Origin of the sequence: Cellulomonas chitinilytica (assembly GCF_016862675.1) — a bacterium.
Lineage (GTDB): Bacteria > Actinomycetota > Actinomycetes > Actinomycetales > Cellulomonadaceae > Cellulomonas > Cellulomonas chitinilytica.
This window is the reverse complement of the sequence record NZ_BONK01000012.1, coordinates 152,759-176,233: the sequence shown is the minus strand read 5'-3', so window position 1 is coordinate 176,233 and position 23,475 is coordinate 152,759. Positions and strand designations below refer to the sequence as shown.

The following is a 23,475-nucleotide window of genomic DNA, read 5'->3' as shown; positions in this document are numbered from 1 at the left end:
TCACCAGCGGGCGTGCACGTGCTCCCGGACCAGCTCGTCGTAGACGCCGCGGAGCGCGTCGAGGGTCTCGGCGTCGAGCGGCGCGAGCGCGGCCGCGTCGGCGTTGTCCCGCGCCTGCTGCGGGTTGCGCGCGCCCGGGATGACGACGGACACGCCGGGCTGGTCGACGATCCAGCGCAGGGCGAGCTGGGCGGTCGACGCCCCCGCCGGGGTCAGCGACGAGACCTCCTGGGCGGCGGCCACGCCGACCTCGAACGGCACGCCCGAGAACGTCTCGCCGACGTCGAACGCCTCGCCGTGCCGGTTGTAGGTGCGGTGGTCGTCGGCGGCGAACTGCGTGTGCTCGTCGTACTTGCCCGAGAGCAGCCCGGACGCGAGCGGGACCCGCGCGATGATGCCGACCCCCGCCTCGGCGGCGGCGGGCAGCACGGCCTCGAGGGGCTTGCGCCGCAGGATGTTGAGGATGATCTGCACTGTCGCGACGTGCGGGCGGGCGATCGCGGTGAGCGCCTCGTCGACGGTCTCCACCGAGACCCCGTAGGAGGCGATCCGGCCCTCGGCGACGAGGGTGTCGAGGTCGTCGTACGTCGCGTCGCGCGAGTAGACGGGCGTCGGCGGGCAGTGCAGCTGGACGAGGTCGAGGGTGTCGACGCCGAGGTTCTCGCGGGACCGGTCGGTCCAGGCGCGGTACGCGTCGAGCGTGTACGCCCCGGGGACGTGCGGGTCGGCGCGGCGGCCCATCTTGGTCGCGACCGTCAGCCCGGCGCCGCCGTGCTCCGCGAGGAAACGCCCGACGAGCCGTTCGGACCGCCCGTCGCCGTACACGTCCGCGGTGTCGAGGAACGTGACGCCCGCGTCGACCGCGGCCTGCAGGACCTCCAGCGCCGTGTCGTCGCCGACCGACCCCCAGTCGCCGCCGAGCTGCCAGCAGCCCAGCCCCACGACCCCGACCTGCCGACCCGTCCTGCCCAGCACCCGTTGCTCCATGCGGCCGACGCTACCGTGGTCGGGACCGCCTGCCCGCCGACGCCGGAGGGGCCCGATGAGCGAGGTCCGCGTCACCCGCACCCTGCCCGTCGCCGCCGACGAGGCGTGGGCGCTGCTCACCGACGTCCGCAACCACGCCCGGTGGATCCCGTGGACGCGGGTCGAGACCGACGGGCCGCCCGCGCTCGGCACGCGGGTCGTCGCGGTCTCCGGCCCGTTCGCGCGCGGCGGTGGGCGGGGGATCGTCGACCGGATGCGCGTCGAGCGGTACGACCCGCCGACGGACGGCGGGGTCGGGGTGGCGACGTTCGTCAAGGTCGGGCGGGTGCTGCGGGGCAGCGCGCGGATCGAGGTCGTCGCGGCCGGGCCTGCGTCGTCGCAGGTCGGCTGGGTCGAGGACGTGCACCTGGGCGGGCCCCTGCCGCGTGGCCTCACCGCGGCGGTCGTCGGCCCGTTCGTCCGGGCGATGACGGCGTGGGCGCTGCGGCAGGTCGACCGCGAGCTGCGCGCCGCCTGAACGCAACAGATCGCCGCTGATCAACACATCTGCGCAACAGATCGCGCCCAGACGCGCAACTCCACCTGCAGGGAGGCATGCGCACCCGTCTCGTACGCTCGAAGACGACTGCCGCCGTGTCCCCCGGCGGCGGACCGAGCACGCACCCGAGGAGCCCGATGACCGCCACCGCCCCCGGCCGCACGGACCGCCACTACCTGATGTGCGAGCCCGTCCACTACACCGTGTCGTACGAGATCAACCCGTGGATGGACAAGACCCGGTTCACCGACGCGGAGCTCGCCGTCCGGCAGTGGCGGACGCTGCGGGACACCTACCTGGACCTCGGCCACACCGTCGAGACGATCGACCCCCTCCCCGGCCTGCCGGACATGGTGTACGCCGCGAACGGCGCGACGATGGTCGACGGCGTCGTCTACTCCGCCCGGTTCCGGTACGCCGAGCGCGCCGCCGAGGGTCCCGCCTACCAGAAGTGGTTCGCCGACCGCGGCTACGTCACGCACACCGCCGCCCAGATCAACGAGGGCGAGGGCGACCTGCTCACCGTCGGAGACCTCATCCTCGCCGGCACCGGCTTCCGCACCGACCGGGCCGCGCACGCCGAGGCGCAGGAGCTGTTCGGCCGCCCGGTCGTGTCGCTCGAGCTCGTCGACCCGCACTACTACCACCTCGACACGGCCCTGGCCGTGCTGTCGAGCGACCGCTCCGACCCGCAGGTCGCCTACTACCCGCCCGCGTTCTCGTCGGGCTCCCAGGCGGTGCTGCGCCAGCTGTTCCCCGACGCCGTGATCGCCACCGAGCGGGACGCGCGCGCTCTCGGCCTCAACGCCGTCTCGGACGGCCTGAACGTCGTCGTCGCCCCCGGCGCGACCGACCTGGCCGCCGCCCTGCGCGAGCGCGGCTTCACCCCGATCCCCGTGGACACGAGCGAGCTGCTCAAGGGCGGCGGCGGCGCCAAGTGCTGCACGCTCGAGATCCGCCCCGAGATCCGCACGGCGTAGAGGGAGCACGACGATGACCGCGGTGCAGCACGAGCCCGTGACCGCGACCGTGCTCGCGCCGAACTATCACCCGCTGCCCGTGACGATCACCGAGGGCCTGGGCTCCTGGGTCACCGACACCCACGGGCACCGGTACCTCGACCTGCTGTCGGCGTACTCGGCGCTCAACTTCGGGCACCGGCACCCGGCGCTCGTCGCGGCCGCGCACGCCCAGCTCGACCGGCTCACGCTCACGTCCCGGGCCTTCGACCACGACCTGCTGCTGCCGTTCGCGTCACGGCTCGCGGAGCTCGTCGGGCCGCTCGTGGCGGGTGAGCCGATGGTGCTGCCGATGAACACGGGCGCCGAGGCGGTCGAGACGGCGATCAAGGCCGCCCGCAAGTGGGGCTACGACGTCAAGGGCGTCCCCGACGGGCGCGCGACGATCGTCGTCGCAGACGGCAACTTCCACGGCCGGACGACGACCATCGTGTCGTTCTCGTCCGACCCCGACGCACGCACCGGCTTCGGGCCGTACACGCCCGGGTTCCGGCGCGTCCCGTACGGCGACGCCGCGGCGGTCGAGGCCGCGATCGACGAGACCACCGTCGCCGTGCTCCTCGAGCCCGTGCAGGGCGAGCAGGGAGTCGTGATCCCGCCCGACGACTTCCTGCCCGCCGTGCGCGCGGCGTGCACCCGCGCCGACGTGCTGCTCGTCGCCGACGAGGTCCAGTCCGGCCTCGGCCGCACGGGCACGACCCTGGCGTGCGAGCTGTGGGGTGTCCGGCCGGACCTCGTGACGCTCGGCAAGGCGCTCGGCGGCGGCATCGTGCCCGTGTCCGCGGTCGTCGGACGGGCCGACGTGCTCGGCGTCCTCACGGCCGGCACCCACGGCTCCACGTTCGGCGGCAACCCGCTCGCGTGCGCCGTCGGGCTCGCGGTCGTCGACCTCCTCGACACCGGCGAGCCGCAGGCCCGCGCCCGCGCGCTCGGCGCCCACCTCGGGGCCCGGCTCGACGGGCTCGTCGCCGCCGGGATGCTCCGCACCGTGCGCCGCGTCGGCCTCTGGGCCGGCCTCGACGTCGAGCCCACCCGGTCCGGGGGGCCCCGGACGGGCCGGGAGCTGTGCGAGCGGATGCTGGCCCGCGGCGTGCTCGCCAAGGACACCCACGGCCGCACGCTGCGGCTCGCACCGCCGCTCACGATGACCGACGAGGAGCTCGACCTCGCCGTCGACCGCCTCACGGACGCCCTGGCCTGACGCACCGGCCCCAGACGACGACCGCCCGGCCCCCCGATCCTGGGGTGCCGGGCGGTCGTGCGACTGCGTGACGTCAGCCGAACGTGATGGCCGTGTACAGGCACTCGCCGTACGAGTTGCCGCCCATCGAGCACGGCGCGGTCACGGCCCCGATGTAGGCGGTCGAGTAGTTCCCGACCATGATCGCGCGGTGGCTCGCCGAGTTCGCGTACGCGTTGATCATCGCCGACGAGCTCGGCCCGCTGACCCGGCCGACGATCTCCGGGGTCGCACCGCTGTGGTAGATGCTGTCCGACGCCGCCATCGCCCGAGCGTGCGACACCCGCGCGCCCGACGACACGATCGCCAGGGTCCCGAGCCCCTGCGAGCTGCGGAAGCTGTTGAGCGCCGCGCCGATCGAGTCTGCGGGGTACACCGTGCCGGCGCCACCCGACGTCTCGGGCTCGGGTGCGGTGGTCGAGCTGCTGCTCGTGCTCGTGCGGGACCTCGTCGTCGTGCGCGCCTTCGCGGGCTTCGCAGCCGCCCTGGCCGCCGCGTCCGCCGCGGCCTGCGCGGCCGCCGCCTGCTCGGCGGCGATGCGCGCGTCCTCCGCGGCCTGCCACGCGGCCTGCGCCTGCACGGCGGCCTGGTCGGGTGCGGCGAGGCCGGCCGTCGCCGTCCGCAGCGCCGCGAACGACACGTGCGGGTCCGCGGCCGCCGTCGTGAGCGCGTCGGACGCACCCTGCAGCGCGGCCCGGGGTCCGTCGCCCGCCTGCGGTGTCGCGGCGAGCGTCGCGGCGGCGTGCGCGAGCGCGGCCTGCGCGGCCGACTGCACCTGCGCCCGTCCGGCGTCGTAGACGACGAGCGTCGCGTGCTCGCCGACCGTGCGCGACGCGGCGGCGTCGGCACCCTGCGCGGCGACCACCTCGTCGACCCGGGAGTGCGCCTGCTGGCGGGCCTCCTCGGCGGCCTGGGCACGGTCACGCTGGATGCCCCACGTGGCCGACCCGGTCGCGACCAGCGCGAACGCCACGGCGCCCGCCACCGCGATCGGGACCTTGCGCCGCCGGGGCGTCGTGGGCGCGAGCTCGTCCGCGGGAGGGACGCGCTGCGTCGGGATGGTGGGGGTGCGTCCGCGGGCCGGCGCTCCGGTCGACGGAGCCGTCGTCTCACGCGGTGAGGCCGGCGGCGCTGGTCTCGCGCTCCCGGCCTCGGCAGACGGTGCGGGCGTCGGCACGCCCGCGGCGTGCGCGACAGGCGGCCCCTGCACGAGGGTCGCCCCGGGGGTGGCGGGCGCTACGCCCGGCGCACCCGTCGTCGGCTGGCCCGTCGTCGCGGACGCCGAGGCGGCGCTGCGACGCGGGATGCTGCTCGACGACCGATCGGTGTCCTTGACCACGTCGACTCCCCCTCAACGTGAGCCCTGCTGCCCGCGCGACGCAGGTGCTCCGGCCAGTGATATCGGTGCATCTCGGGTCCGGCTTGAGGCCCCCTCCGGTCCGACTTGATCGTTCTCGTGTCCTCTGCGGGTCTTTGCCAGAATCGAGGCAACCAGGTCACCTGTCCACCTGAACGGCGCATGACGGCGCTCACACCCGCGCACCGGCCGCACGCGCGATGATGTCTCCCGTGCCCGCAGACGACGCCCTCGACCCGCTCGACGCCGCGATCCTGCGGGTTCTCGCGACCGACGCCCGGGCGACGTTCGCCCAGGTGGGAGCCCGTGTCTCGCTGTCCGCGCCGGCCGTGAAACGCCGCGTCGACCGGCTGCGGGAACGCGGCGTGATCCGCGGCTTCACCGTGCGGCTCGACCCGGGCGCGATGGGGTGGCACACGGAGGCGTTCGTCGAGCTGTTCTGCCAGGGCTCCACGAGCCCGGCGACGATGCGCGACGCCGTCGAGCAGTACCCCGAGGTCGTCGCCGCGAGCACGGTCACCGGCGACGTGGACCTCATGGTGCAGGTCCGCGCCCGGGACATGCGGCACCTCGAACGGGTCGTCGAGCGACTCGCGGCGGAGCCGTTCGTGTCGCGCACACGCTCGACCGTCGTGCTGTCCGCGCTGGTCCGCCGCCCGGACGTCCCCGGCGGTCCCGCCCAGGAGTGAGACCCCCGCTCCCGGTGTGCGCTACGAGGTCGCGGCGCCCTGCGTCGCGGGCTCGTCCTGCGCGCACCGGTGCGTGACGACGACGACCGGGCACTCCGAGTGGTGCAGCACCGCCTGGCTCGTGGACCCGAGGAGCAGGCCGGCGAACCCGCCACGCCCCCGCGAGCCGACCACGATGAGGTCGGTCGCGACGGAGAACTCGGTGAGGAGCTCGGCGCCGCTGCCGTCGAGCGCGTGCCGCTTCACCACCACGTCCGGGTGCCCGACGAGCGCGCGGTCCACGACGACGTTCAGCCCTTCGGCCATGTCTCGGAGCACCTGCTCGTGGTCGACGGCGTCCGGCAGCCACGCGAGCACGCCGGTCATCGACCCGATGGGGACGCCCGCCACGGCCGTCACCTCGGCGCCCCAGACCTCGGCCTCGGCGATCGCGTACCGCAGCGCCTGCTCCGCCCGGGGCGACCCGTCGACGCCGACGACGATGCGCCGGACCGGCCGGACCGGCGGCAGCGCGGCGTCGTCGGGCAGCGCGTGACCGTGCTCCCGCAGGGGCACGACGACCGTCGGGCAGTAGGCGTGCGCCGGGAGCGCCGACGAGACGGTGCCCAGCAGCCGATCGGCGAACCCTCCGCGTCCCCGGGTGCCGACCACGGCCATCCGGACGTCGCGCGAGAGCTCGACGAGCACACCGGCCGCGTCGCCGGTCATGACCTTCGCGGTGACGGGGACCCCGCTGTCGGAGATCCGGGCGGTCGCCTCGGCCAGGACGGCCTTGGCCCCTTCCTGGATCGCGGTGTCGTCGAGCGCCGCGTACCCGCCGTCGAGCGACGCCGCGGTGAACGACGGGAGCGCGTAGCTGCACACCAGGAGGAGACCCAGGCGGTGCGCCTGCGCGGCGGCCGTCGCCCAGTCCAGCGCGTGCAGGCTCGCGGCCGACCCGTCGAGCCCGACGAGCACCACGTCGTCTCGCGCCATGTGGGGCCCTCCGTGCTCGTCGCTGCGCACCGCGTGTCCGCCGGCCCTGGCTGCCGCCGGGACCAGTGTGGCCCCGCGGACCTTGTGGGCGCACCCGTCAGGACACGCGCAAGACCGTATCTTGACACACTCTTGGTGCAGGTCACACGGGGTGCGGCAGCAGGACCGGGATCAGGCGGGCACGTACGCCGACCACAGCGGCTCGCTCCGCGCACCGCCCGCGGCGAACGTCACGGACCACCGGGGCGCTCGCGGCGTGAACGACAGCGACCACCCGATCTCGTGCAGCAGCCGGTCGGCCTTGCGGTGGTTGCACCGCACGCACGCCGCGACCACGTTGCCCCACTCGTGCCGGCCGCCGCGCGACCGCGGGTGCACGTGGTCGACCGTGTCGGCGCCGCCCCCGCAGTAGGCACAGCGGTGGCTGTCGCGCTGCAGCACGGTCCGACGGGTGGGTGGCACGGGGTGACGCACCGGCACGTGCACGTACCGCGTGAGGCACAGCACGACCGGCAGCGGGACGGACATGTGCTCGGAGTGCAGCACGCGACCGTCGGTCTCCAGCACGGTCGCCTTCTCGGTCATCACCAGGGACACGGCCCGGCGCAGGCTCACGATGCACAGCGGTTCCATGCTGGCGTTGAGCAGCAACGTCCGGGCACCCGACCCGATGAGCGGCCCGGAGGCGTGCGGGGCGGTGAGGGATGGCGGTGTCTCGGTCAGCACGGGTACTCCCGACCTCATGGGTCGGACCGGCTGGCTGCCGGTCCGGCGGAGCGTGCAACAGCGTGGTGCGCGACCAGCGTACGCGCCGACCTGCACCGCACCGAGGCAGATCGCTGCGCGCGGCCCGGACCTCACCCGCCCGGCACGCCGGGGGAACGCCGAGGGGACGCCGAGGGGACGCCCGGGACGGTGACGGCCGGTGCGCGGACGTGAGGGCAGACGACGAGGCCCCGACGACGGCGACGTCGTCGGGGCCTCGAGGTCAGCCGGCTGCAGGGAGCCGGCGGAAAGTGGTGTCAGCCGATGCGGATGAAGACCGGCGAGCTCTGCCAGATGTCGCGGAACTGGACCGTCTTGCCGGGACGCGGCGAGTCGATCTGCTGGTCGCCGCCCGCGTAGATGGCGACGTGGCCGGGGCTCCAGATGATGTCGCCCGGCAGCGCGTCCTCACGCGAGACGACCGTGCCGGCGGCCTTGATGCCGGACGACGTGCGCGGCAGCGAGACGCCGAGCTGGGCGTACACGTAGGAGACGAAGCCCGAGCAGTCGAAGCCGATCGGCGTGGTGCCGCCCGACACGTAGGGCGTGCCGACGTAACGGGCCGCGATCTCGAGGACCGCGTTGCCGGCGACCGACTGCGGGATCGGGGCGTTGACGACGGCGGCCGTCGTCGCCGTCGTCGCGCGGGCCGTGCTGCGCGACGCGGCGGTCGAGGCGCGCGTCTGCTTGACCTCGACCGGCTTGACGGCGGTCACGGCCGGGGCGTCGAACGTCCACGCGGCCTCGGCCGGGGCGGTGACGACCGGCGACGTGTTCAGCGCGGCCCGTGCGGACGCCGTCAGGGCGGCGGTGTCCACGGCGTTGAGGGAGCCGGCAGCCTCGTCGGAGTGCGCGGTGGCGTTGGCCGGCACGCTCAGCATCGTCACGACGAGGCCTGACGAAGCGGCGACGACAGCGGTACGACGGCCGACGGTCCCCATCTGCTCCGACGCGGCCGAGGCGAGCTCGGTCAGGGGCGTCGACGGTCGACGCGCTGCGCGATGGCGGGCGCGAGTGGTGCTCACGGTCACGTGGTGCCTCTCCTGTCGCCTGCGAGGTGAGCTGTCGGGTTCGGGTGGGAGAACACCCGGCCGCCGTGACGATGGAGCTGTCACTGCGACTTCACCCCAAGGACACCGAACTTCCGGTGCCCGAACTTGGGTCCCCCGCCCCTGCCGGCGGTTGTACGGAACCTCGAAACGGCGGCAGGGCTAGGCGTTCCGCTCGAGGGCTTCCACGGAGGAGGGTTCCGGGAAGCAGGTCGAACGTACAGGACCCCTCCCGCGATTGTCACGTTCCGATCACGAACCTGTGCGGCGTAACTGGACGCTCGTCCTGAACGGACATGGCTGACCTGCGCAGATGCACGTCACAGCCGTGGGAGCGCGCACATCCGGGCACGTCCGGACATGTCGCCGGAGGGTCGGATGTCCGCCATCCGGGCGTCATCGGGGCGTCGCACGTGCGTCATCTCACACACGACTCGCCGCCCGCCCCCGGGACGCAGGACGGCCCCGCTCCCGTCGGGGAGCGGGGCCGCCGGCGGCTCTCGGCAGGGTCAGGGCGCGCCGACGAAGATGTGCCGCGCGACGTCCTCGGGCAGGTCCAGCACGGTCTGCGAGCCCGGCGCCCCGACCGTGACGACGCCCACGCCGCGCTCGATCGCGATCTCGCTCCCGGGACGCACGCCCGCCTCGGCCAGCCGGGACAGCAGCTCGACGTCCACCTGGAGCGGCTCGGCGATGCGAGCGACGACCGCACGCGCCCCGTCGCCGTTGCCGTCACCGTCGTACGACGTGAGCGGCGTGACGCCGTCGAGGAAGCCGACGCGCGTGACGTCCTCCCCGATCTCGGCCAGACCGGGGATCGGGTTGCCGTAGGGGTCGAAGTGCGGGTGGTCCAGGAGCGACGCGAGCCGCTTCTCGACCCGCTCGCTCATCACGTGCTCCCACCGGCACGCCTCCTCGTGGACGTACGGCCACTCCAGGCCGATGACGTCCGTCAGCAGGCGCTCCGCGAGCCGGTGCTTGCGCATCACGCGCACCGCCTTGGCGTAGCCGGCGTCCGTGAGCTCCAGGTGCCGGTCCCCCGTGACGACCACGAGCCCGTCGCGCTCCATCCGGGCCACGGTCTGCGAGACGGTCGGTCCCGAGTGGCCGAGCCGCTCGGCGATCCGCGCGCGCAGCGGCGTGCGACCCTCCTCGGTGAGCTCGTAGATCGTCTTGAGGTACATCTCGGTCGTGTCGATCAGGTCGCTCACCGCACTGCCTCCCGCGTCTGTTCTGCACGGCTCGCTCATCACGAGCCACGCGCTGTGCACAGGTTAGTTGGTCGGACCGACGCTCCGGGGGCAGGACGGCCTATTCTCGGGCCGTGCCTGCTGCTCACGACGCCCCGCCCGCGATCACCCTCCCCGCGCACCTCCTGCCGCGGGACGGCCGGTTCGGCTCGGGGCCGTCCAAGGTGCGCAGCGAGCAGCTCGACTCGCTGGCCGGTGCCGGTGCCGCCCTGATGGGGACGTCGCACCGCCAGGCGCCCGTCCGTGCGCTCGTGGGCCGGGTGCGCGCGGGTCTCGCGGCGCTGTTCGACGCGCCCGACGGCTACGAGGTCGTGCTCGGCAACGGCGGCTCGACGGCGTTCTGGGACGTCGCGACGCTGTGCCTCGTGGAGCGGCGCAGCGCGCACGCCGCGTTCGGCGAGTTCGGCGCGAAGTTCGCCGCCGCGACGGCGCGCGCGCCGTTCCTCGACGAGCCGGTCGTGACGACCGCCCCTCCGGGCCAGGTCGCCGTGCCGGCGCACGCCGAGGGCGTCGACGTGTACGCGTGGGCGCACAACGAGACGTCGACGGGTGTCGTCGCACCCGTGCGGCGGGTCGCCGGCTCGCGTGACCAGGGCGCGCTCGTGGTCGTCGACGGGACGTCGGCGGCCGGCGGGCTGACCGTCGACGTCGCACAGACCGACGCCTACTACTTCGCGCCGCAGAAGTCGTTCGCGTCCGACGGCGGCCTGTGGCTGGCGTTCCTGTCGCCCGCCGCGGTCGAGCGCGCCCGGCGCCTCGAGCTGTCCGACCGGTGGGTGCCCGAGTTCCTGTCGCTGACCGCCGCCGTCACGAACTCGCGGCTGGACCAGACGCTCAACACCCCGGCGATCGCGACCCTGTGGCTCCTCGCGGAGCAGGTCGACTGGATCCTCGCGCAGGGCGGGCTCGCGTGGGCCGCGGAGCGGACCGCGACGTCGGCCGGCCACCTGTACGGCTGGGCGGAGGCCCGCGACTGGGCGACGCCGTTCGTCACCGACCCCGACGCCCGCTCGACGGTCGTGGCCACCGTCGACCTCGCACCGGAGATCGAGGCGGCCACCGTCGCATCGGTGCTGCGGGCCCACGGGGTCGTCGACGTCGAGCCCTACCGCAAGCTCGGCCGCAACCAGCTGCGCGTCGCGATGTACCCCGCCGTCGACCCGGACGACGTCCTCGCGCTCACGGCGTGCATCGACCACGTCGTCGACCAGCTCGTCTGAGCCGCACCGTCCCCCCGGCTCACGGCCGGACGACGACGCCCGCCCCGTGGATCACGGGGCGGGCGTCGTGCTGCTGCAGGCCCGTCGGCGCCGGCGGCCCTGCGAGGGGCCGCCGGCAGTCACGGGGTCAGGCGGAGTGCGAGCCGCGGCGGCGGGCGACGAAGGCGAGCACCAGGCCGCCCACGGTCACGAGGGCCACGGCACCGATCAGGAGCGGCGCGGCGTCGGTGCCCGTCGCGGACAGGACCTCGTTGCTGGCCGCGAGGACCTCTGCACCGGGCGGGTTGGTCGCGCAGTTGGGGCTCGACGGCGGGTACGCGACCGACACGGTCGCCTCCGGGTTCACCTGGAAGAGCACCGAGACGGCCGGGCGCACCCAGTCGAACTCGTCACCCTGGACCCAGGTGCCGTCCGCGAGCTGCCGCCAGCCCGGCCAGTCTGCGCCCTTCCCGTCAGGCCCGACGACCGCACCCGGCCACAGGACCGTGCCGCTCAGCGGCAGGCCGGACTGGACGACGTTCGCGCCACCCGGGTTGAGCCACGTGATGGTCACGGTGGTGTTGGGGCTGCCGATGGCCTCGGCCACGTAGCGGAGCTTCGGCACGTCGTTGTCGCAGACCGGCGACAGCAGCGTCAGGTGCAGCTCGCACGGCAGCGGGACGCCGTAGTCGTCGGTCTCCCCGAGGCAGCCGAACTGGCCGCCCGTCGGCGTGACCGCCGGCGTCGTGGCCTTCGGCGTGGCGGACGGCGAGGGCGCCTGGGTGGCCTCCTGCGATGGGTCGACGGCCGCGAGCGCGACCCCGGGGGCACCGAGCGCGACGCCGGCGGTCAGGGCCGCGATGACGCACGCCCTCAGGATCTTGCTCATGACGAAACCCCCTGCGGAGGACCGGAACTGACCGAATTGCCCTCATCGTCCCGTGCGTAGGCTCCGGCAGACAGGGGCAGAACGGGTGATTTCGGACGACGACCGGGCGATCTCTGGCCCGCAGCAGGTCAGGGGCGTGCGGGCGCGCGTCAGGGGGCGGAGCACGACGCCGAGACGAACCCCGGCGACGCCACCGTCGGCGTGGTCCACACGTCGACCCGGCCGTCCCGCACGGGGACGTCGAACCGGAACGTCTGCCGGGCGCCGGGCGCCAGGACCGACTGGACGACCTCCACCTCGCGACCGTCCGTCTCGGCGGTGGCACCGCCGACGTACCCGTCGTCGAGCCGCACCGCACCCAGGTTCGCGCCGACGGGCGCGTACACGGACACCGTCGAGCCGGCCGAGCCGGGTGCGACGGCCGCCGAGTGGCCCAGCACGTACGGCGGTGCCGACATGATGTCGGCCGGCGGGTCGTACGACAGGTCGACGCGGATCGTCGCCGTCGGGTCGTCACCGGTGCACCGCAGGTCCTCGACCGTCACCGTGCTGCGCAGGTAGTAGTCGACCTTGCCCATCGTGGCGTCGTTGAGGAAGACGCCCGTCGCGTCGCCGGCGTCGCCCGTGAGGAAGGCCGCGCCGAGGTTCGTGGCGGCCAGGCGCCGCTGCTCGTCGGGGTGCGCGGACCAGACCCGGATCCGGCCGTCCTGGCCCTGCTCGGCGGCGGCCTCGGCGAGGCGCAGCGGGTCGGCGGTCGTCGTCGTGAGCTTGCTGAAGATCGTCGCGGCGACCGACGTGAAGAAGCGGTCGCCGTCGAGGGCGTCCGGGAAGCGCAGGTAGGAGTCGCGCAGGACCGTCGGGATCATCGTGTCGGCGGTCAGGCGCGTGCCCTTGCCGCCGTCGGGGACGGTCACCGGCCCGAGGACCCTGAGCAGGCCCGCGACCGCCACCGGGTCGGTCGCGACGACGCCGTCCACGTCGTCGCCGACGCTCAGCTTCCAGCGGGCGGCCAGCAGCTCGGCCGACCGGGGGAAGTCGGGGGTCTGGACGGCGTTCTGCACGTTCTTGCCGAGGCCCGGGCCGGCGGTCGCGAGCTCGGCGTCGGTGAGCGGCAGGACGGGCTCGGCGAGCCCGCGCAGGTCGTTCGTCGAGAGCTGGGTGCCGATCGACAGCAGACCGTCGTCCGCGTGCACGAGCACGAGGCTGCCGACGATCCCGCCCGCGCTGCGCAGCTCGGCCGAGTTCAGCGCCACCACCAGGTAGGTCCGGGGACCGTCCGCGCCGAGCATCGACGGCAGGAGCGCGGTGGCCTCCGCCCCGCCGCCGAGGACGCCCGAGAGCTTTGCGAGCGCGTCCTGCGCGTCGCGCACCGGACCGGCGAGCGCGCCGACGAGCTCGTCGGTGTCGATGGCGTCCACGCGCGTCTGGGCGGACCGGGCGACCGTCGCGGCGTCGGCGAGCGACGGTGCGGCGGCGGCCAGCGGCGCGAGCACGATGCGTCCGTCGGCGTCCCGGATGCCCGTCCCCTCACCGACGAGCGCGGTCAGGTCGGCGGCCGCGGGCAGCGCGTCGTGCGTCACGTCGTCGAGCGCCGCCGACAGCGTGCTCACCGCGGCCAGCTGCGGTCCGATGCGTGGCAGGTGGGAGGCGGCGCGCCACACCGGGTCGTGGGACGCGGCGCGGGCCCGCGCGGTGGCGTCCTGCGCGGCGGCGAGGTCGGCGCCGAGGCGGGTGGCGTCGCCCTCGTCGATGCCGTGCTGCACGTCCGCCACGACCGCCTTGGCGTCGAGGAGCCCGGCGGCCGCCTGGTAGCCGCGGAACATGAGCCACCCGGCCAGCAGGGCCAGCACGAGCAGGACGAGCGCGACCACGAGGACCACCCGTCGCAGCCGGTGGCGACGGGGCGGCGGGGCCGTGTCCACGACCCCGCCGTCGTCCCCGTCGACGTGGGGGCTCTCGGCCGGCCCTGGTCGACCCTCCTCGACCACCACCGGGCCCGCCCCCTCGTCCTGACCACCCACGGGGCGATCGTGACATGTCGGGCAGAAAGGTCGATACGGCAACCGGGCATGTTCACCCGGACCGCCGCACAGGTTCAGCCGGGCGGCGGCGACCCGGTGGTGTCAGGCCGCGGTCTGCGCGTCGGCGGCCTCGAGGGCGCCGCGCGGCTCGGGCACCCGGCCGACGCCCGGCTCGTACCGGTACACCTCGAGGTGAGGGCGGGCGAGCACGTGGTAGCGGACCCTGACCTGCCAGTGCCGGCGGGCCCACAGCGCGGCGCCGCTCGCGACGAGCAGCGCGGAGATCGAGCCGACGCCGATGGACCAGCGGGCGCCGAAGGTCTCGCCGATCCAGCCGACGATCGGGGAGCCGATGGGCGTGGCCCCGAGGAACACCATCATGTAGAGCGACATCACCCGGCCACGGACGGCCGGGTCGGTGCTCATCTGGATCGTGGCGTTGGCCGCGGTCATCATCGTGAGCGACGCGAGCCCGACGGGGATGCACGCCACCGCGAACGACACGTAGGTGGGCATGAGGGCCATCACGCCCGTCGCGAGCCCGAACCCGAACGCGGCACCGATGACGAGACGGACGCGCGGGCGGTCGCGCCGGGCGGCGAGCAGGGCGCCCGTGAGCGACCCGATCGCGAGGATCGAGCCGAGGATCCCGTACTCCCCCGCGCCCTTGCCGAACTCGGTGCGCGCCATCATCGCGCTGGTGAGCTGGAAGTTGAGGCCGAACGTCGAGACCACGCCGACGACGACCATGATGACGAGGATGTCGCTGCGGCCGCGCACGTACGCGATGCCCTCGCGGAGCTGGCCCTTCGCGCGGGTCGTCGTCGGCATGCCGTGCAGCTCGGAGGTCCGCATCCGGGTCAGCGACAGGATCGTCGCGGCGAACGTGACCGCGTTGATGAGGAACACCCAGCCGGTGCCGACGGCGGCGATGAGCAGGCCGGCGACGCCGGGACCGATCAGCCGGGCGGCGTTGAACGAGGCGCTGTTGAGGCCGACCGCGTTGGCGAGCTTGGCGCCGGGCACGAGCTCGGCGACGAACGTCTGGCGCACGGGCCCGTCGATCGCGGCGACGCAGCCGAGCAGCGCGGCGAACACGTAGACGTGCCAGAGCTCGGCGTGCCCGGACATGACGAGCGCACCGAGCCCGGCGGCGAGCAGCCCCATGCCGCCCTGCGTGGCCATGAGGAGCTTGCGGCGGTCGACCCGGTCGGCGAGCAGCCCGGCCCACGGGGACAGGACGAGGACGGGCGCGAACTGCAGGGCGGTCGTGATCCCGACCGCGACCCCGGAGTTGTCCGTGAGCTGAGTGAGCACGAGCCAGTCCTGCGCGACGCGCTGCATCCAGGTGCCGACGTTGGCCACCAGTGCGCCGGCGAACCAGAGCCGGTAGTTGCGGAACCTCAGGCTGTCGAACGTGCTCACGACTGGGCGATCCTCCGGAGCAGCTCGATGGCGTCCGTGAGGAGCCGGCGTTCGTCGGCGCTCATCTCCTGGAGGCGCGCCGTGAGCCAGGCGTCGCGGCGGCGGCGGGTCTCGGCGACCTCGGCGACGCCGTTCTCGGTGAGGCTGACGACGACCTGACGACCGTCGGTGGGGTGCTCGGCCTTCTGCACGAGACCGAGCTCGACGAGGCCGTTCACGGTCCGCGTCATGCTCGGCGGCTGGATGCGCTCGATCTCGGCGAGCTGGCCCGGGGTGAGCGGGCCCTTCTTGGTGAGCCAGAGCAGGACGTTGTACTGGGGGTCCGTGAGGCCGGCGGCTCCGCGCTCCTGCCGGATGCGGCGCGCGGCCTGGCCGAGGGCGACCCGGAGCTCTCCGGCGAGGGCGTTGGTCGGGGGCATCTGCTTAGCGTAACTCATTACCTTGCGTAATGACAGGCGGCCGGCGAGTGGCGCCCTCCGGCCAGAAGTGGCGCGGCCCGTCCGGCGCGCCCAAGGTGGATCATGACCGTCGCGAGCGCGATCAAGGCCCGGACGCCGGTCCCCGTGCGGCGCGCGCTGCGACGCGTCGAGCGCCGGGTCCGGCCCGTCACGACGGCGGTCACGGCGCCGGTCCGGCGCCACGTGCTCCGCACGGTGATCCGCGACCTGACGGCCCAACGCCCGCGGATCCCCACCGCGCGCCAGGCCCGACGGCTCGCCTGGGGGTGGGACAACCCGCGGGCGGCGGCGAACGTCGACTACGTCCGGGCGGTCGCCTGGCTCGCCGGCAGGTCCGACGGCCCGATCCTCGAGTGCGGGAGCGGCCTGACGACCGTCGTGCTCGCCGTCTACGCGTCGCAGCCCGTGGTGTCGCTCGAGAGCGACCCGGGATGGCACCGCAGGATCCGGACGCTCCTCGACGACATCGGGCTGGCCGCCGACGGCCTCCACCTCGCTCCCGTCGAGCAGCACGACGGGTTCGAGTGGTACCGGGTGCCGTCGGGCCTCCCGGAGCGGTTCGCGCTCGTGGTGTGCGACGGCCCGCCGGGGCTCGGTCGCGAGGGCGGTCGCGTCGGCCTGCTGCCCGTCATGCACGACCGGCTCACGCCCGGCTGCCTCGTGCTGGTCGACGCCCACATGCAGCAGGCGGAGACGTTCGCGCTGACGACGTGGCAGGACGAGTACGGCCTCGAGCCCGCGCGGCGGTTCGGCACCGCCCTGGCCCTGCGCGTCCCCGGCTGACCAGCCCGTGCGACCGTCGTGGACGGGCGCCGCCTGTCAGCCCGCCACCGGCACCCCGACGGTCCGCGGCGCCGCCGGGTCCGCGAGCAGCCCGCCGTACCCCCGGACGCGCTGGGCCGCGTCGGCGGCGGCACCGAGGATCTCCGCACGGCGGCCCACCGCGTCGCACAGGAAGTCCGCGACCTCGTCCGCGCTCATGCCCGAGGCGTCGGCGCTCACGCCGTCGATCCCCGCCGCCGCCATGCTCCGCCCGATCTTGAGGTCCGGGTGGGAGAACACCGAGACGGGCACCGCCCCCTCGGTCGTCCCGAGGATGAGCGCGTGGAGACGGTCGCTCAGGACGAGCGCGGCCGTCGAGAGCTGCGCGCGCACCCGCACCTCCTGCCCCCGGTGCTCCACGTCCGCGGGCCACGGCAGGTGCTCGCCGCCGAGCCGTGCCGCGAGCTCCTCGTTGACCGGGCCGTCCCGCCTGACCTGGACGAACGTGAGCGGACGCAACGACAGCCGACGGCACGCCAGACGGACCCCGTCCACCCAGGCGTCCGACACCCCGGACCCGCCGGACCGCAGCGAGACCGCCAGCACGTCGCGCGGACCCGGCTCCCGGACGACGCCGAGCTCGCGCCCGTCCTCGCCGAACGCCCAGTCCGGCCCCGTCGTCCCGCCCAGCACCCGCGACGACTCGGCGTCCCGCCAGATCATCGGGGACGCCACGAGCGCCAGCCGGCGCACCGCGGCCAGACGCTCGTCCGACGGGTTCCGCGCCCCGACCCCGACCCAGGCGAACCGGCTCCCCCGCCGGCGCCGCAGCCAGTCGATCACCCGCTCCCGCAGCAGCCGGACGGCCCCCTCACGGTCCCCCCGGCCCTCACCGTGCACCTCGCCGGCCGGGCCGAGATGCAGGACGCGCCCTCGGCACAGCGCAGCGAGCAGGGCCAGGCCCCACCTCCTGCGCGACGAGTACAGCGCGACCCCCGGCGGTGCGGCGAGCCCGTCGACGTAGCCGGCCGACTGCCCCACGACGAGCGCGTGGCACCGGCCCAGCCCCGCGACGTCGTGCAGCAGCCGTCGCCGCAGGACCACGTCCCCGATGTTGTCGTCCTGCCCCGTCAACGAGAGGAAGACCGCCCGCCAAGGGGTTGTCCGACCGACCACCGTGCCTCCAGCGCGTTCGGGAACGTCCACTTGACCCTATGGTGTGGAGTTGTGGCGCAACAGGGTGCGCCGCACGGATCCTCGTCGGTCGCACGCCGCCGCGCGGGCGTCGGCGAGGTCCGGACAGGGGGGCCTGTTGACCACGTCCGACGAGGGCACCGATCCGCGCACCCGCACGCCTGCGGACGACGAGCAGATCTCCTCCTCGACGACACCCCCAGCGACGACCGCGACGACGACCACCCCCGCGCTCGCCGGTGTCGCCGCGCGCGGCGCCGCCGTCACGATGGGCAGCCAGGTCGCCGGCGCCACGATCCGGTTCGCGAGCCTCGTCGTGCTCGCGAGGATGCTGACCCCGCACGACTACGGCCTCGTCGCCATGGTCGCCGCCCTGATCGGCATCGGTGACCTGTTCCGCGACTTCGGGCTGGGCAACGCGGCGATCCAGGCGCAGCAGCTGTCCCGTCCGCAGCGCGACAACCTGTTCTGGATCAACACCGGCCTCGGGCTGCTCGTCGGCGCCGTCATCGCGGCCTGCGCGCAGCCGATCGCCCGCTTCTACGACGAGCCCGCGGTCGCGCCCGTGGTCGTCGCGCTGTCGGCCACCCTGCTGCTCAGCGGGCTGAGCACCCAGCACCGCGCCAGCCTGATGCGCGCGATGCGCTTCACGCGCGTCGCCGCGATCGACCTGGTCGCGCTCGGGCTCGGGCTGGCGGCCGCCGTCGTCGCCGCGCTCGCCGGGCTCGGGTACTGGGCGCTGGTGATCCAGGAGCTCGTCCGGGCGTCCGTCGCCTGCCTCGGCGTGACGGCGTCGGCGCGGTGGTGGCCCGGCCTCCCCCGCCGGGGCGCACAGATGCGCGGCCTCGTCTCGTACGGCGCGAACCTGCTCGGGACCTACCTCGTCGCCTACGCGAGCCGCAACGTCGACTCGGTCGTCATCGGCGCCCGGTTCGGCCCGACCGCGACCGGCCTGTACAACCGGGCGTTCGGCCTGATGAGCCTGCCGATGATGCAGATCAACGCCCCGGCGACGCGCGTCGCCCTGCCGGTGCTGTCCCGCCTCGTGCCGGACCGCGCGAAGTACCGGCGCTACCTCCTGGCGGGCCAGACGATCCTGCTGCACATCACCGTGCCCGTCTTCGTGCTCGGCATCGTGCTCGCCGAGCCGCTCGTCCGGCTCGCCCTGGGCGAGACGTGGATGGGTGCGGTGCCGATCCTGCGGGTGCTGGCGATCGGTGGCCTGTTCGACATCGTGGCGTTCCCGACCGGCTGGGTGTTCCAGTCGTCCGGAGCGACCCGCTCGCAGCTGCGGTTCGTGCTCTCCACGCGGCCGCTCATCATCGTCGCGGTGCTCGTCGGGTCGCACTGGGGCGTGATCGGCGTCGCGGCCGGGTACGCGGCGGCCACCACCGTCGTCTGGCCCACCGGCCTGCTGTGGGTGACGCGAGCCGTCGGGGCGCCCGGGCGGGCCCTGTTCGCGAACGGCCTGCGCGCGGTCGCGGGCTACGTGGTCTGCGGCGCGCTCGCCTGGGTCGTCGTCGAGCAGGTCCCGTCGAGCGCGCTCGTGACGATCCCGACGGCCCTCGTGACGTTCGCCGCGGTGGCGGCCGTGCTGGCGCTCGTCTGGCGACCGTTCGGGAGGGACCTCAGGCTCATGCTCTCCAGCCGCACGCTGCTCGCACGGCGGGGCGAGGTCGCCGTCGACCGGCCGGCCACCGCCGGGACGGCCGGAGGTGCCCGGTGACCGGCGTCCCCGACGTGCTCGTCGTCCTGCACACGCTGCGCGCCCCGGACGGCACGACGCGCTACGTCGACCACATGCTCGAGTCGGCGCCCACCGGGGTCGAGCCGTGGACCTTCTCGTGGCGCCGGGCGCTGCTCGCCCGCTACGACGTGCTGCACGTGCACTGGCCCGAGACGCTCGTCCGGCACCCGTCGCGCCCGCTCCGGGCCGCCCGGTACGGGCTCCTGCTGCTCCTGCTGCGCCGTCTGCGCGCCCGCCGGGTCGCCGTCCTGCGCACGGTCCACAACCAGCAGCCCCACGAGTCCGGACACCGGTGGGAAGGGCGAGCCCTGCGCAGGCTCGACGAGCGCACCGACTTCTGGATCACGCTCAACGACTCGACGGACGTGCCCGCCGGTGCGGCCGCGATGACGATCCCGCACGGTCACTACGTCGGGCGGCTGGCCGACGGCGAGCTGCCGGCCGCCGAGCACGGCCGGCTCCTCTTCTTCGGGCTGCTCCGCCGCTACAAGGGCGTCGAGCGGCTCGTCGACCTCGTCCCGGACCTCCCGGACGACCTCACGCTGCGCGTCGTCGGCAAGCCCGTGGACGCCACCGTGGCGGACCGGGTCCGCGACGCGGCGCGACGCAGCGACAGGGTCACCGCGAACCTGGCGTTCGTCCCGGACGACGAGCTGGCGGCCGAGGTGAGCCGCGCCGAGCTCGTCGTGCTGCCCTACGAGGAGATGTTCAACTCGGGCGCCGTCCTCGTCGCCCTGTCCCTGCGACGGCCCGTGCTCGTGCCCTGCTCGCCGACGACCCGCGCGCTCGGGACGGAGGTCGGACCCGGCTGGGTGCACCTGTACGACGGTGAGCTGCAGCCCGACGACGTCGTCCGAGCCGTCGCCGCGACCCGCGCGGGCGAGCGGCCGCCGCCGGACCTCACCGCCCGGTCCTGGGCGGACGTCGGTCGGCGGCACGCCGTCGCGTACCGCCGCGCGCTGGAGCTCCGCCGAGCGACGCCGCGCGGGGCGTCCCTGGTCCGCGACGGGGACGGGTGACGTGACCCGCAGCGACGTGCAGGTCGTGCACTGGAACCCGCGCCGCTGGACACGTGCGCCGCTCGGCGTCCTGATCAGGCACCGCGGCCGCGTCGGGAACTTCGGGGACCTGCTCGGGCCGGCGATCGTCCGGAGGCTCGTCGCGGACGCCGGTCTCTCGCACGCCCGGCCGGCACCCCGCCGGCTGGTCACCGTCGGGTCGATCCTGCGCCTCGCCCAGGACGGCGACACGGTCTGGGGCACCGGGGCGAACGGCAAGTCGGTCGCGGAGCCGTACCCCTTCACCCACCTCGACGTGCGCGCCGTCCGCGGGCCGCTCACGCGCGCGCTGCTCGAGAGCAAGGGGATCGACGCGCCGGCCGTGTACGGCGACCCCGGGCTGCTCGTCGGCATGCTGTGGCCCGACCTCGCGACGCTGCGCGACCCGTCCGGGCCGGTGCTCGTCGTGCCGAACTTCCACGAGCTGGCGACCCGGCGCCTGCGGCCCGGCGAGCTCGACCCGCGGTCGGACCTCGACGTCTGCCTGCGCCGGATCGCCCGCAGCTCCCTCGTGGTCGGGTCGTCGCTGCACGGGCTCGTCGTCGCCGAGTCGCTGGGGATCCCGGCACGGCGCGTCCGGTACGTCTCCGAGCCGTCGTTCAAGTACGACGACTACTACGCAGGGACCGGACGGGAGCAGCACACGCCCGCGAGCTCGGTCGCCGAGGCGCTGGAGATGGGCGGCGAGGCCGGTCCGCGCTGGGACCCGGCCGCGCTCGTCGCCGCGTTCCCCCGCGACCTGTGGCTCAGCTGACGGCGCGCCGGCAGGCCGCCTCGAACGGCGGACGCGCCGCCTCCACCGTGAAGGACGCGAGCGCGTGCGCACGTGCCTGCCCGCCGATCGCCTCCCGCACGGCGGGGTCCGCGAGGACGCCGAGCGCGTCCGCCAGCTCCGCCGCCGACCCCGGGCGCACCAGGACGCCCGCACCCCCGAGCGCCCACCGGACCGCGGGCAGGTCGGTCGCCACGACGGCGCGCCCCAGCAGCATCGCGTCGACGAGCTTCGCCGGGAGCTGGCCGCGGGCGAAGACGGAGTCGAGGCTCGGCACGACCACCACGTCGGCCGAGGCGGCGAGGTCGAGCCCGCGCGTCATCGACGTCTGACCGATCCACTCCTCCCACGGGTGGGCGTCGCGTGGCGGGTCGGCCGTGACGACCAGCCGGTACCCGTGCGACTGCGCCCGCTGCACCGCGTGCCGGAGCACCGGCAGCCCCTTGTGCGGCCGGTTGGTCCCGATGAACGCGATGACCGGCGCGGACTCCCGCGGGCTCGCGCCCGGGCCGGGGTCCACCCGGGCGTGCGGCACGACCTCACCGCCCCACGTCCTCCTCAGCACCGGGTTGCTGACGGTCGTCGGGACGCGCCGCGCGGCGGAGCTCATCCTCTTGAGGTCGGCGACCCGGCGGTGCTGCAGGAGGGAGCGGGCGGACCGGACCGCGGGTCGCTCCCAGGACAGGACGTACTCGATGTCGGGGTCGTCGATGTCGAGGAGCAGCGGCCGGTCGAGCTCCTCGCAGACCCGCAGGGCGGCACCGAACGACCACGGGAACGGCTTCACGGCGATCGTGAGGTCGCTGTCCCGCACGACCTCGCGCAGCACGCGGTCACCGGCGACGGCGGGGGTCCGGCAGTCGTCCGCGAACGGCGTCCCGCGCAGCGGCGCCCAGACGTCGTCGCCGCGGGTGGACACCACGGTGACGTCCCAGCCGAGCGCGCGGCACAGCAGCCACAGCGCGTACGTCCGTCCCAGCGAGTTGGACCCGAGGTCGGGCGTGACCATGGCGACGCGCATCGGCTGCGCCGTCATCGGCTCACCTGTCCGGGGTCGGGGGCCGCGATCGCGGGTCGGACGTCGAGCGGGCGACGTCGTCCGCGCACGGCGTCCCCGGCTGCCGCCACGGTGGTCAGTGCGACGGAACGCAGCGCCGTCAGGGTCGCCGGCAGCCCCGGTCGCCCGAGGTGCCAGCCGGTGGCGACCGCACGGACCGCCTGCCACGGCTGGTGGGACCGGCGCGCGTACGCGACCGGCTTCGTGAGGAAGAAGTCGCCCCGGGCCCGCGCGCTCACGTCCCGCAGGTGCGCGACGGCCCACCGCCGCGACTCGTCGGCGCCGATGCTGCCCGACACGGTGCTGCTCCTCTCGACCGGCACGTGGTACTCGACGCACGGCTCGGCCGGCTGGACGACGCGGACGTCGGGGAACCGCCGCTCGACGTCGACGAGCCACTGCAGGTCCTGGTGGAACCGCAGCGACGTGTCGAACGGGACCTCGACGGCCAGCCGCCGCGGGAACAGGAGGGTCGACGCCTGGACGAACCCGCGCCCCTCGACCAGCCGCCGCTTGCACAGGACGTAGTCGGTCAGCCGCTCCCCGGGCCGCATCGGCTCGGCGGGCCAGACCTTCGGCGCGGACCCGTCGGCGAACACCGCCCGGACGCGGGCGGTCACGAGCCACGGGACGGCGCGGGCGTCGATCCCGGTCGCGCGCAGGTGGCGGAGCTGGACGTCGACCTTCCCGGGCAGCCACGCGTCGTCGTCGTCGAGGAGCGCGACGAGGCTCCCCTGCGCCGCCGCGATCCCGGCCGCCCTCGCCGCGTTCCCGCCGGCCCCCGGGCCGACGCGCAGCGTGCGGACCCGCGGGTCGTCGGGCAGGTCCAGCGGTGCCGCGGTGTCGGCGGCGACGAGGACCTCGCGGACGGGCGGCCGCTGGTCGAGCACGGAGACGACCGCGTACAGGAGCGACGCCCGGCCCGTGGTCGGGACGACGACCGAGATCTGCGACGCCTCGAGGCCCGTGTCATCCGGCGTGTCATCCGGCGTGTCATCCGGCATCTCATCCGACACGTCATCCG

The 23,475-nt window shown here is 74.7% G+C and carries 22 protein-coding genes and 1 riboswitch; of the genes, 9 read left to right on the top strand and 13 right to left on the bottom strand.

All coding sequences use genetic code 11. From position 1 onward, the window contains the following. The gene (locus tag Cch01nite_RS17145; protein ID WP_203757678.1) at positions 1-987 is read right to left on the bottom strand and encodes an aldo/keto reductase; all 987 of its coding nucleotides are present in this window, start codon (positions 985-987) and stop codon (positions 1-3) included. Between the two features lie 55 nt (positions 988-1,042). Here Cch01nite_RS17145 and Cch01nite_RS17140 point away from each other — a divergent pair, with 55 nt between their 5' ends. The 3 genes from Cch01nite_RS17140 to rocD all read left to right on the top strand — a co-directional run bounded on the left by Cch01nite_RS17140 (position 1,043) and on the right by rocD (position 3,745). Beyond that, positions 1,043-1,504, top strand: coding sequence for an SRPBCC family protein (locus Cch01nite_RS17140; protein WP_203757676.1), 462 nt, complete (start codon positions 1,043-1,045; stop codon positions 1,502-1,504). A 158-nt stretch (positions 1,505-1,662) separates the two neighbouring features. Further along, positions 1,663-2,505: a dimethylargininase gene (gene ddaH / locus Cch01nite_RS17135; protein WP_203757674.1), complete on the top strand. Its 843-nt coding sequence runs from the start codon at positions 1,663-1,665 to the stop codon at positions 2,503-2,505. A gap of 13 nt (positions 2,506-2,518) precedes the next feature. Beyond that, entirely contained in the window at positions 2,519-3,745 is a 1,227-nt protein-coding gene (gene rocD, locus Cch01nite_RS17130) for an ornithine--oxo-acid transaminase (RefSeq protein WP_203757673.1), read from the top strand. 73 nt (positions 3,746-3,818) lie between these two features. Here the strand turns inward: rocD and Cch01nite_RS17125 are convergent, their stop codons facing one another. Next, positions 3,819-5,123: a CAP domain-containing protein gene (locus Cch01nite_RS17125; protein WP_203757671.1), complete on the bottom strand. Its 1,305-nt coding sequence runs from the start codon at positions 5,121-5,123 to the stop codon at positions 3,819-3,821. Between the two features lie 230 nt (positions 5,124-5,353). Between Cch01nite_RS17125 and Cch01nite_RS17120 the strand changes: the two genes are divergently transcribed. Next, entirely contained in the window at positions 5,354-5,830 is a 477-nt protein-coding gene (locus tag Cch01nite_RS17120; protein ID WP_239070850.1) for an Lrp/AsnC family transcriptional regulator, read from the top strand. Between the two features lie 21 nt (positions 5,831-5,851). Here the strand turns inward: Cch01nite_RS17120 and Cch01nite_RS17115 are convergent, their stop codons facing one another. From Cch01nite_RS17115 to Cch01nite_RS17100, 4 genes are all read right to left on the bottom strand, one after another. After that, entirely contained in the window at positions 5,852-6,805 is a 954-nt protein-coding gene (locus Cch01nite_RS17115; protein ID WP_203757669.1) for a universal stress protein, read from the bottom strand. A gap of 171 nt (positions 6,806-6,976) precedes the next feature. Continuing rightward, positions 6,977-7,531, bottom strand: a complete 555-nt coding sequence (locus tag Cch01nite_RS17110) for an HNH endonuclease (RefSeq protein WP_239070847.1) — start codon at positions 7,529-7,531, stop codon at positions 6,977-6,979. A 296-nt stretch (positions 7,532-7,827) separates the two neighbouring features. Beyond that, on the bottom strand, positions 7,828-8,601 hold the full coding sequence (locus Cch01nite_RS17105; protein WP_203757665.1) for a C40 family peptidase: 774 nt from the start codon (positions 8,599-8,601) through the stop codon (positions 7,828-7,830). Positions 8,602-8,603: 2 nt separating this feature from the next. Beyond that, positions 8,604-8,761: riboswitch (cyclic di-AMP (ydaO/yuaA leader) on the bottom strand. 367 nt (positions 8,762-9,128) lie between these two features. Continuing rightward, positions 9,129-9,830, bottom strand: a complete 702-nt coding sequence (locus Cch01nite_RS17100; RefSeq protein WP_203757663.1) for an iron-dependent transcriptional repressor DtxR — start codon at positions 9,828-9,830, stop codon at positions 9,129-9,131. A 113-nt stretch (positions 9,831-9,943) separates the two neighbouring features. Here Cch01nite_RS17100 and serC point away from each other — a divergent pair, with 113 nt between their 5' ends. After that, positions 9,944-11,089, top strand: coding sequence for a phosphoserine transaminase (gene serC / locus Cch01nite_RS17095; RefSeq protein ID WP_239070844.1), 1,146 nt, complete (start codon positions 9,944-9,946; stop codon positions 11,087-11,089). Positions 11,090-11,216: 127 nt separating this feature from the next. Here the strand turns inward: serC and Cch01nite_RS17090 are convergent, their stop codons facing one another. From Cch01nite_RS17090 to Cch01nite_RS17075, 4 genes are all read right to left on the bottom strand, one after another. Beyond that, positions 11,217-11,957, bottom strand: coding sequence for a peptidase (locus Cch01nite_RS17090; protein ID WP_203757662.1), 741 nt, complete (start codon positions 11,955-11,957; stop codon positions 11,217-11,219). Positions 11,958-12,106: 149 nt separating this feature from the next. Then, a complete protein-coding gene (locus Cch01nite_RS17085) occupies positions 12,107-13,978 on the bottom strand; it encodes a DUF4012 domain-containing protein (RefSeq protein ID WP_203757660.1) in 1,872 nt (623 codons plus the stop codon). Positions 13,979-14,080: 102 nt separating this feature from the next. Continuing rightward, positions 14,081-15,403: an MFS transporter gene (locus Cch01nite_RS17080; RefSeq protein WP_203757658.1), complete on the bottom strand. Its 1,323-nt coding sequence runs from the start codon at positions 15,401-15,403 to the stop codon at positions 14,081-14,083. Beyond that, complete coding sequence (locus Cch01nite_RS17075; protein WP_203757656.1) at positions 15,400-15,822, bottom strand: MarR family winged helix-turn-helix transcriptional regulator; 423 nt, start codon at positions 15,820-15,822, stop codon at positions 15,400-15,402. The genes Cch01nite_RS17080 and Cch01nite_RS17075 overlap by 4 nt, the downstream gene beginning before the upstream one ends. A gap of 102 nt (positions 15,823-15,924) precedes the next feature. On the opposite strand from Cch01nite_RS17075, the gene Cch01nite_RS17070 reads away from it, so the two are divergent. Then, positions 15,925-16,644, top strand: a complete 720-nt coding sequence (locus Cch01nite_RS17070) for a hypothetical protein (RefSeq protein WP_203757654.1) — start codon at positions 15,925-15,927, stop codon at positions 16,642-16,644. Between the two features lie 36 nt (positions 16,645-16,680). Here the strand turns inward: Cch01nite_RS17070 and Cch01nite_RS17065 are convergent, their stop codons facing one another. After that, positions 16,681-17,799 carry a polysaccharide pyruvyl transferase family protein gene (locus tag Cch01nite_RS17065; RefSeq protein WP_203757652.1) on the bottom strand — a complete coding sequence of 373 codons (1,119 nt, stop codon included), beginning with the start codon at positions 17,797-17,799 and terminating at the stop codon, positions 16,681-16,683. A 136-nt stretch (positions 17,800-17,935) separates the two neighbouring features. Between Cch01nite_RS17065 and Cch01nite_RS17060 the strand changes: the two genes are divergently transcribed. The 3 genes from Cch01nite_RS17060 to Cch01nite_RS17050 are packed head-to-tail and all read left to right on the top strand — an operon-like array spanning position 17,936 to position 21,376. Continuing rightward, positions 17,936-19,543 carry a lipopolysaccharide biosynthesis protein gene (locus Cch01nite_RS17060; protein WP_203757650.1) on the top strand — a complete coding sequence of 536 codons (1,608 nt, stop codon included), beginning with the start codon at positions 17,936-17,938 and terminating at the stop codon, positions 19,541-19,543. Beyond that, positions 19,540-20,583 (top strand): glycosyltransferase, encoded by a 1,044-nt coding sequence (locus tag Cch01nite_RS17055; RefSeq protein WP_203757648.1) that lies wholly within the window; start codon positions 19,540-19,542, stop codon positions 20,581-20,583. Before Cch01nite_RS17060 ends, Cch01nite_RS17055 begins: the two co-directional genes overlap by 4 nt. Position 20,584: 1 nt before the next feature. After that, positions 20,585-21,376: a polysaccharide pyruvyl transferase family protein gene (locus Cch01nite_RS17050; protein ID WP_239070841.1), complete on the top strand. Its 792-nt coding sequence runs from the start codon at positions 20,585-20,587 to the stop codon at positions 21,374-21,376. Here the strand turns inward: Cch01nite_RS17050 and Cch01nite_RS17045 are convergent. After that, the gene (locus tag Cch01nite_RS17045; RefSeq protein WP_203757646.1) at positions 21,369-22,430 is read right to left on the bottom strand and encodes a glycosyltransferase family 4 protein; all 1,062 of its coding nucleotides are present in this window, start codon (positions 22,428-22,430) and stop codon (positions 21,369-21,371) included. The two genes, Cch01nite_RS17050 and Cch01nite_RS17045, sit on opposite strands and share 8 nt — an antisense overlap. Continuing rightward, positions 22,427-23,455, bottom strand: a complete 1,029-nt coding sequence (locus tag Cch01nite_RS17040; protein ID WP_203757644.1) for a glycosyltransferase — start codon at positions 23,453-23,455, stop codon at positions 22,427-22,429. Before Cch01nite_RS17040 ends, Cch01nite_RS17045 begins: the two co-directional genes overlap by 4 nt. Between the last annotated feature and the right edge of the window lie 20 nt (positions 23,456-23,475).

Coding starts and splice junctions, on each gene's coding strand:
- Cch01nite_RS17145 (WP_203757678.1), bottom strand. CDS start 987: ATGGAGCAACGGGTGCTGGGCAGGACGGGTCGGCAGGTCGGGGTCGTG.
- Cch01nite_RS17140 (WP_203757676.1), top strand. CDS start 1,043: ATGAGCGAGGTCCGCGTCACCCGCACCCTGCCCGTCGCCGCCGACGAG.
- ddaH (WP_203757674.1), top strand. CDS start 1,663: ATGACCGCCACCGCCCCCGGCCGCACGGACCGCCACTACCTGATGTGC.
- rocD (WP_203757673.1), top strand. CDS start 2,519: ATGACCGCGGTGCAGCACGAGCCCGTGACCGCGACCGTGCTCGCGCCG.
- Cch01nite_RS17115 (WP_203757669.1), bottom strand. CDS start 6,805: ATGGCGCGAGACGACGTGGTGCTCGTCGGGCTCGACGGGTCGGCCGCG.
- Cch01nite_RS17090 (WP_203757662.1), bottom strand. CDS start 11,957: ATGAGCAAGATCCTGAGGGCGTGCGTCATCGCGGCCCTGACCGCCGGC.
- Cch01nite_RS17075 (WP_203757656.1), bottom strand. CDS start 15,822: ATGCCCCCGACCAACGCCCTCGCCGGAGAGCTCCGGGTCGCCCTCGGC.
- Cch01nite_RS17070 (WP_203757654.1), top strand. CDS start 15,925: ATGACCGTCGCGAGCGCGATCAAGGCCCGGACGCCGGTCCCCGTGCGG.
- Cch01nite_RS17045 (WP_203757646.1), bottom strand. CDS start 22,430: ATGACGGCGCAGCCGATGCGCGTCGCCATGGTCACGCCCGACCTCGGG.
- Cch01nite_RS17040 (WP_203757644.1), bottom strand. CDS start 23,455: ATGCCGGATGACACGCCGGATGACACGCCGGATGACACGGGCCTCGAG.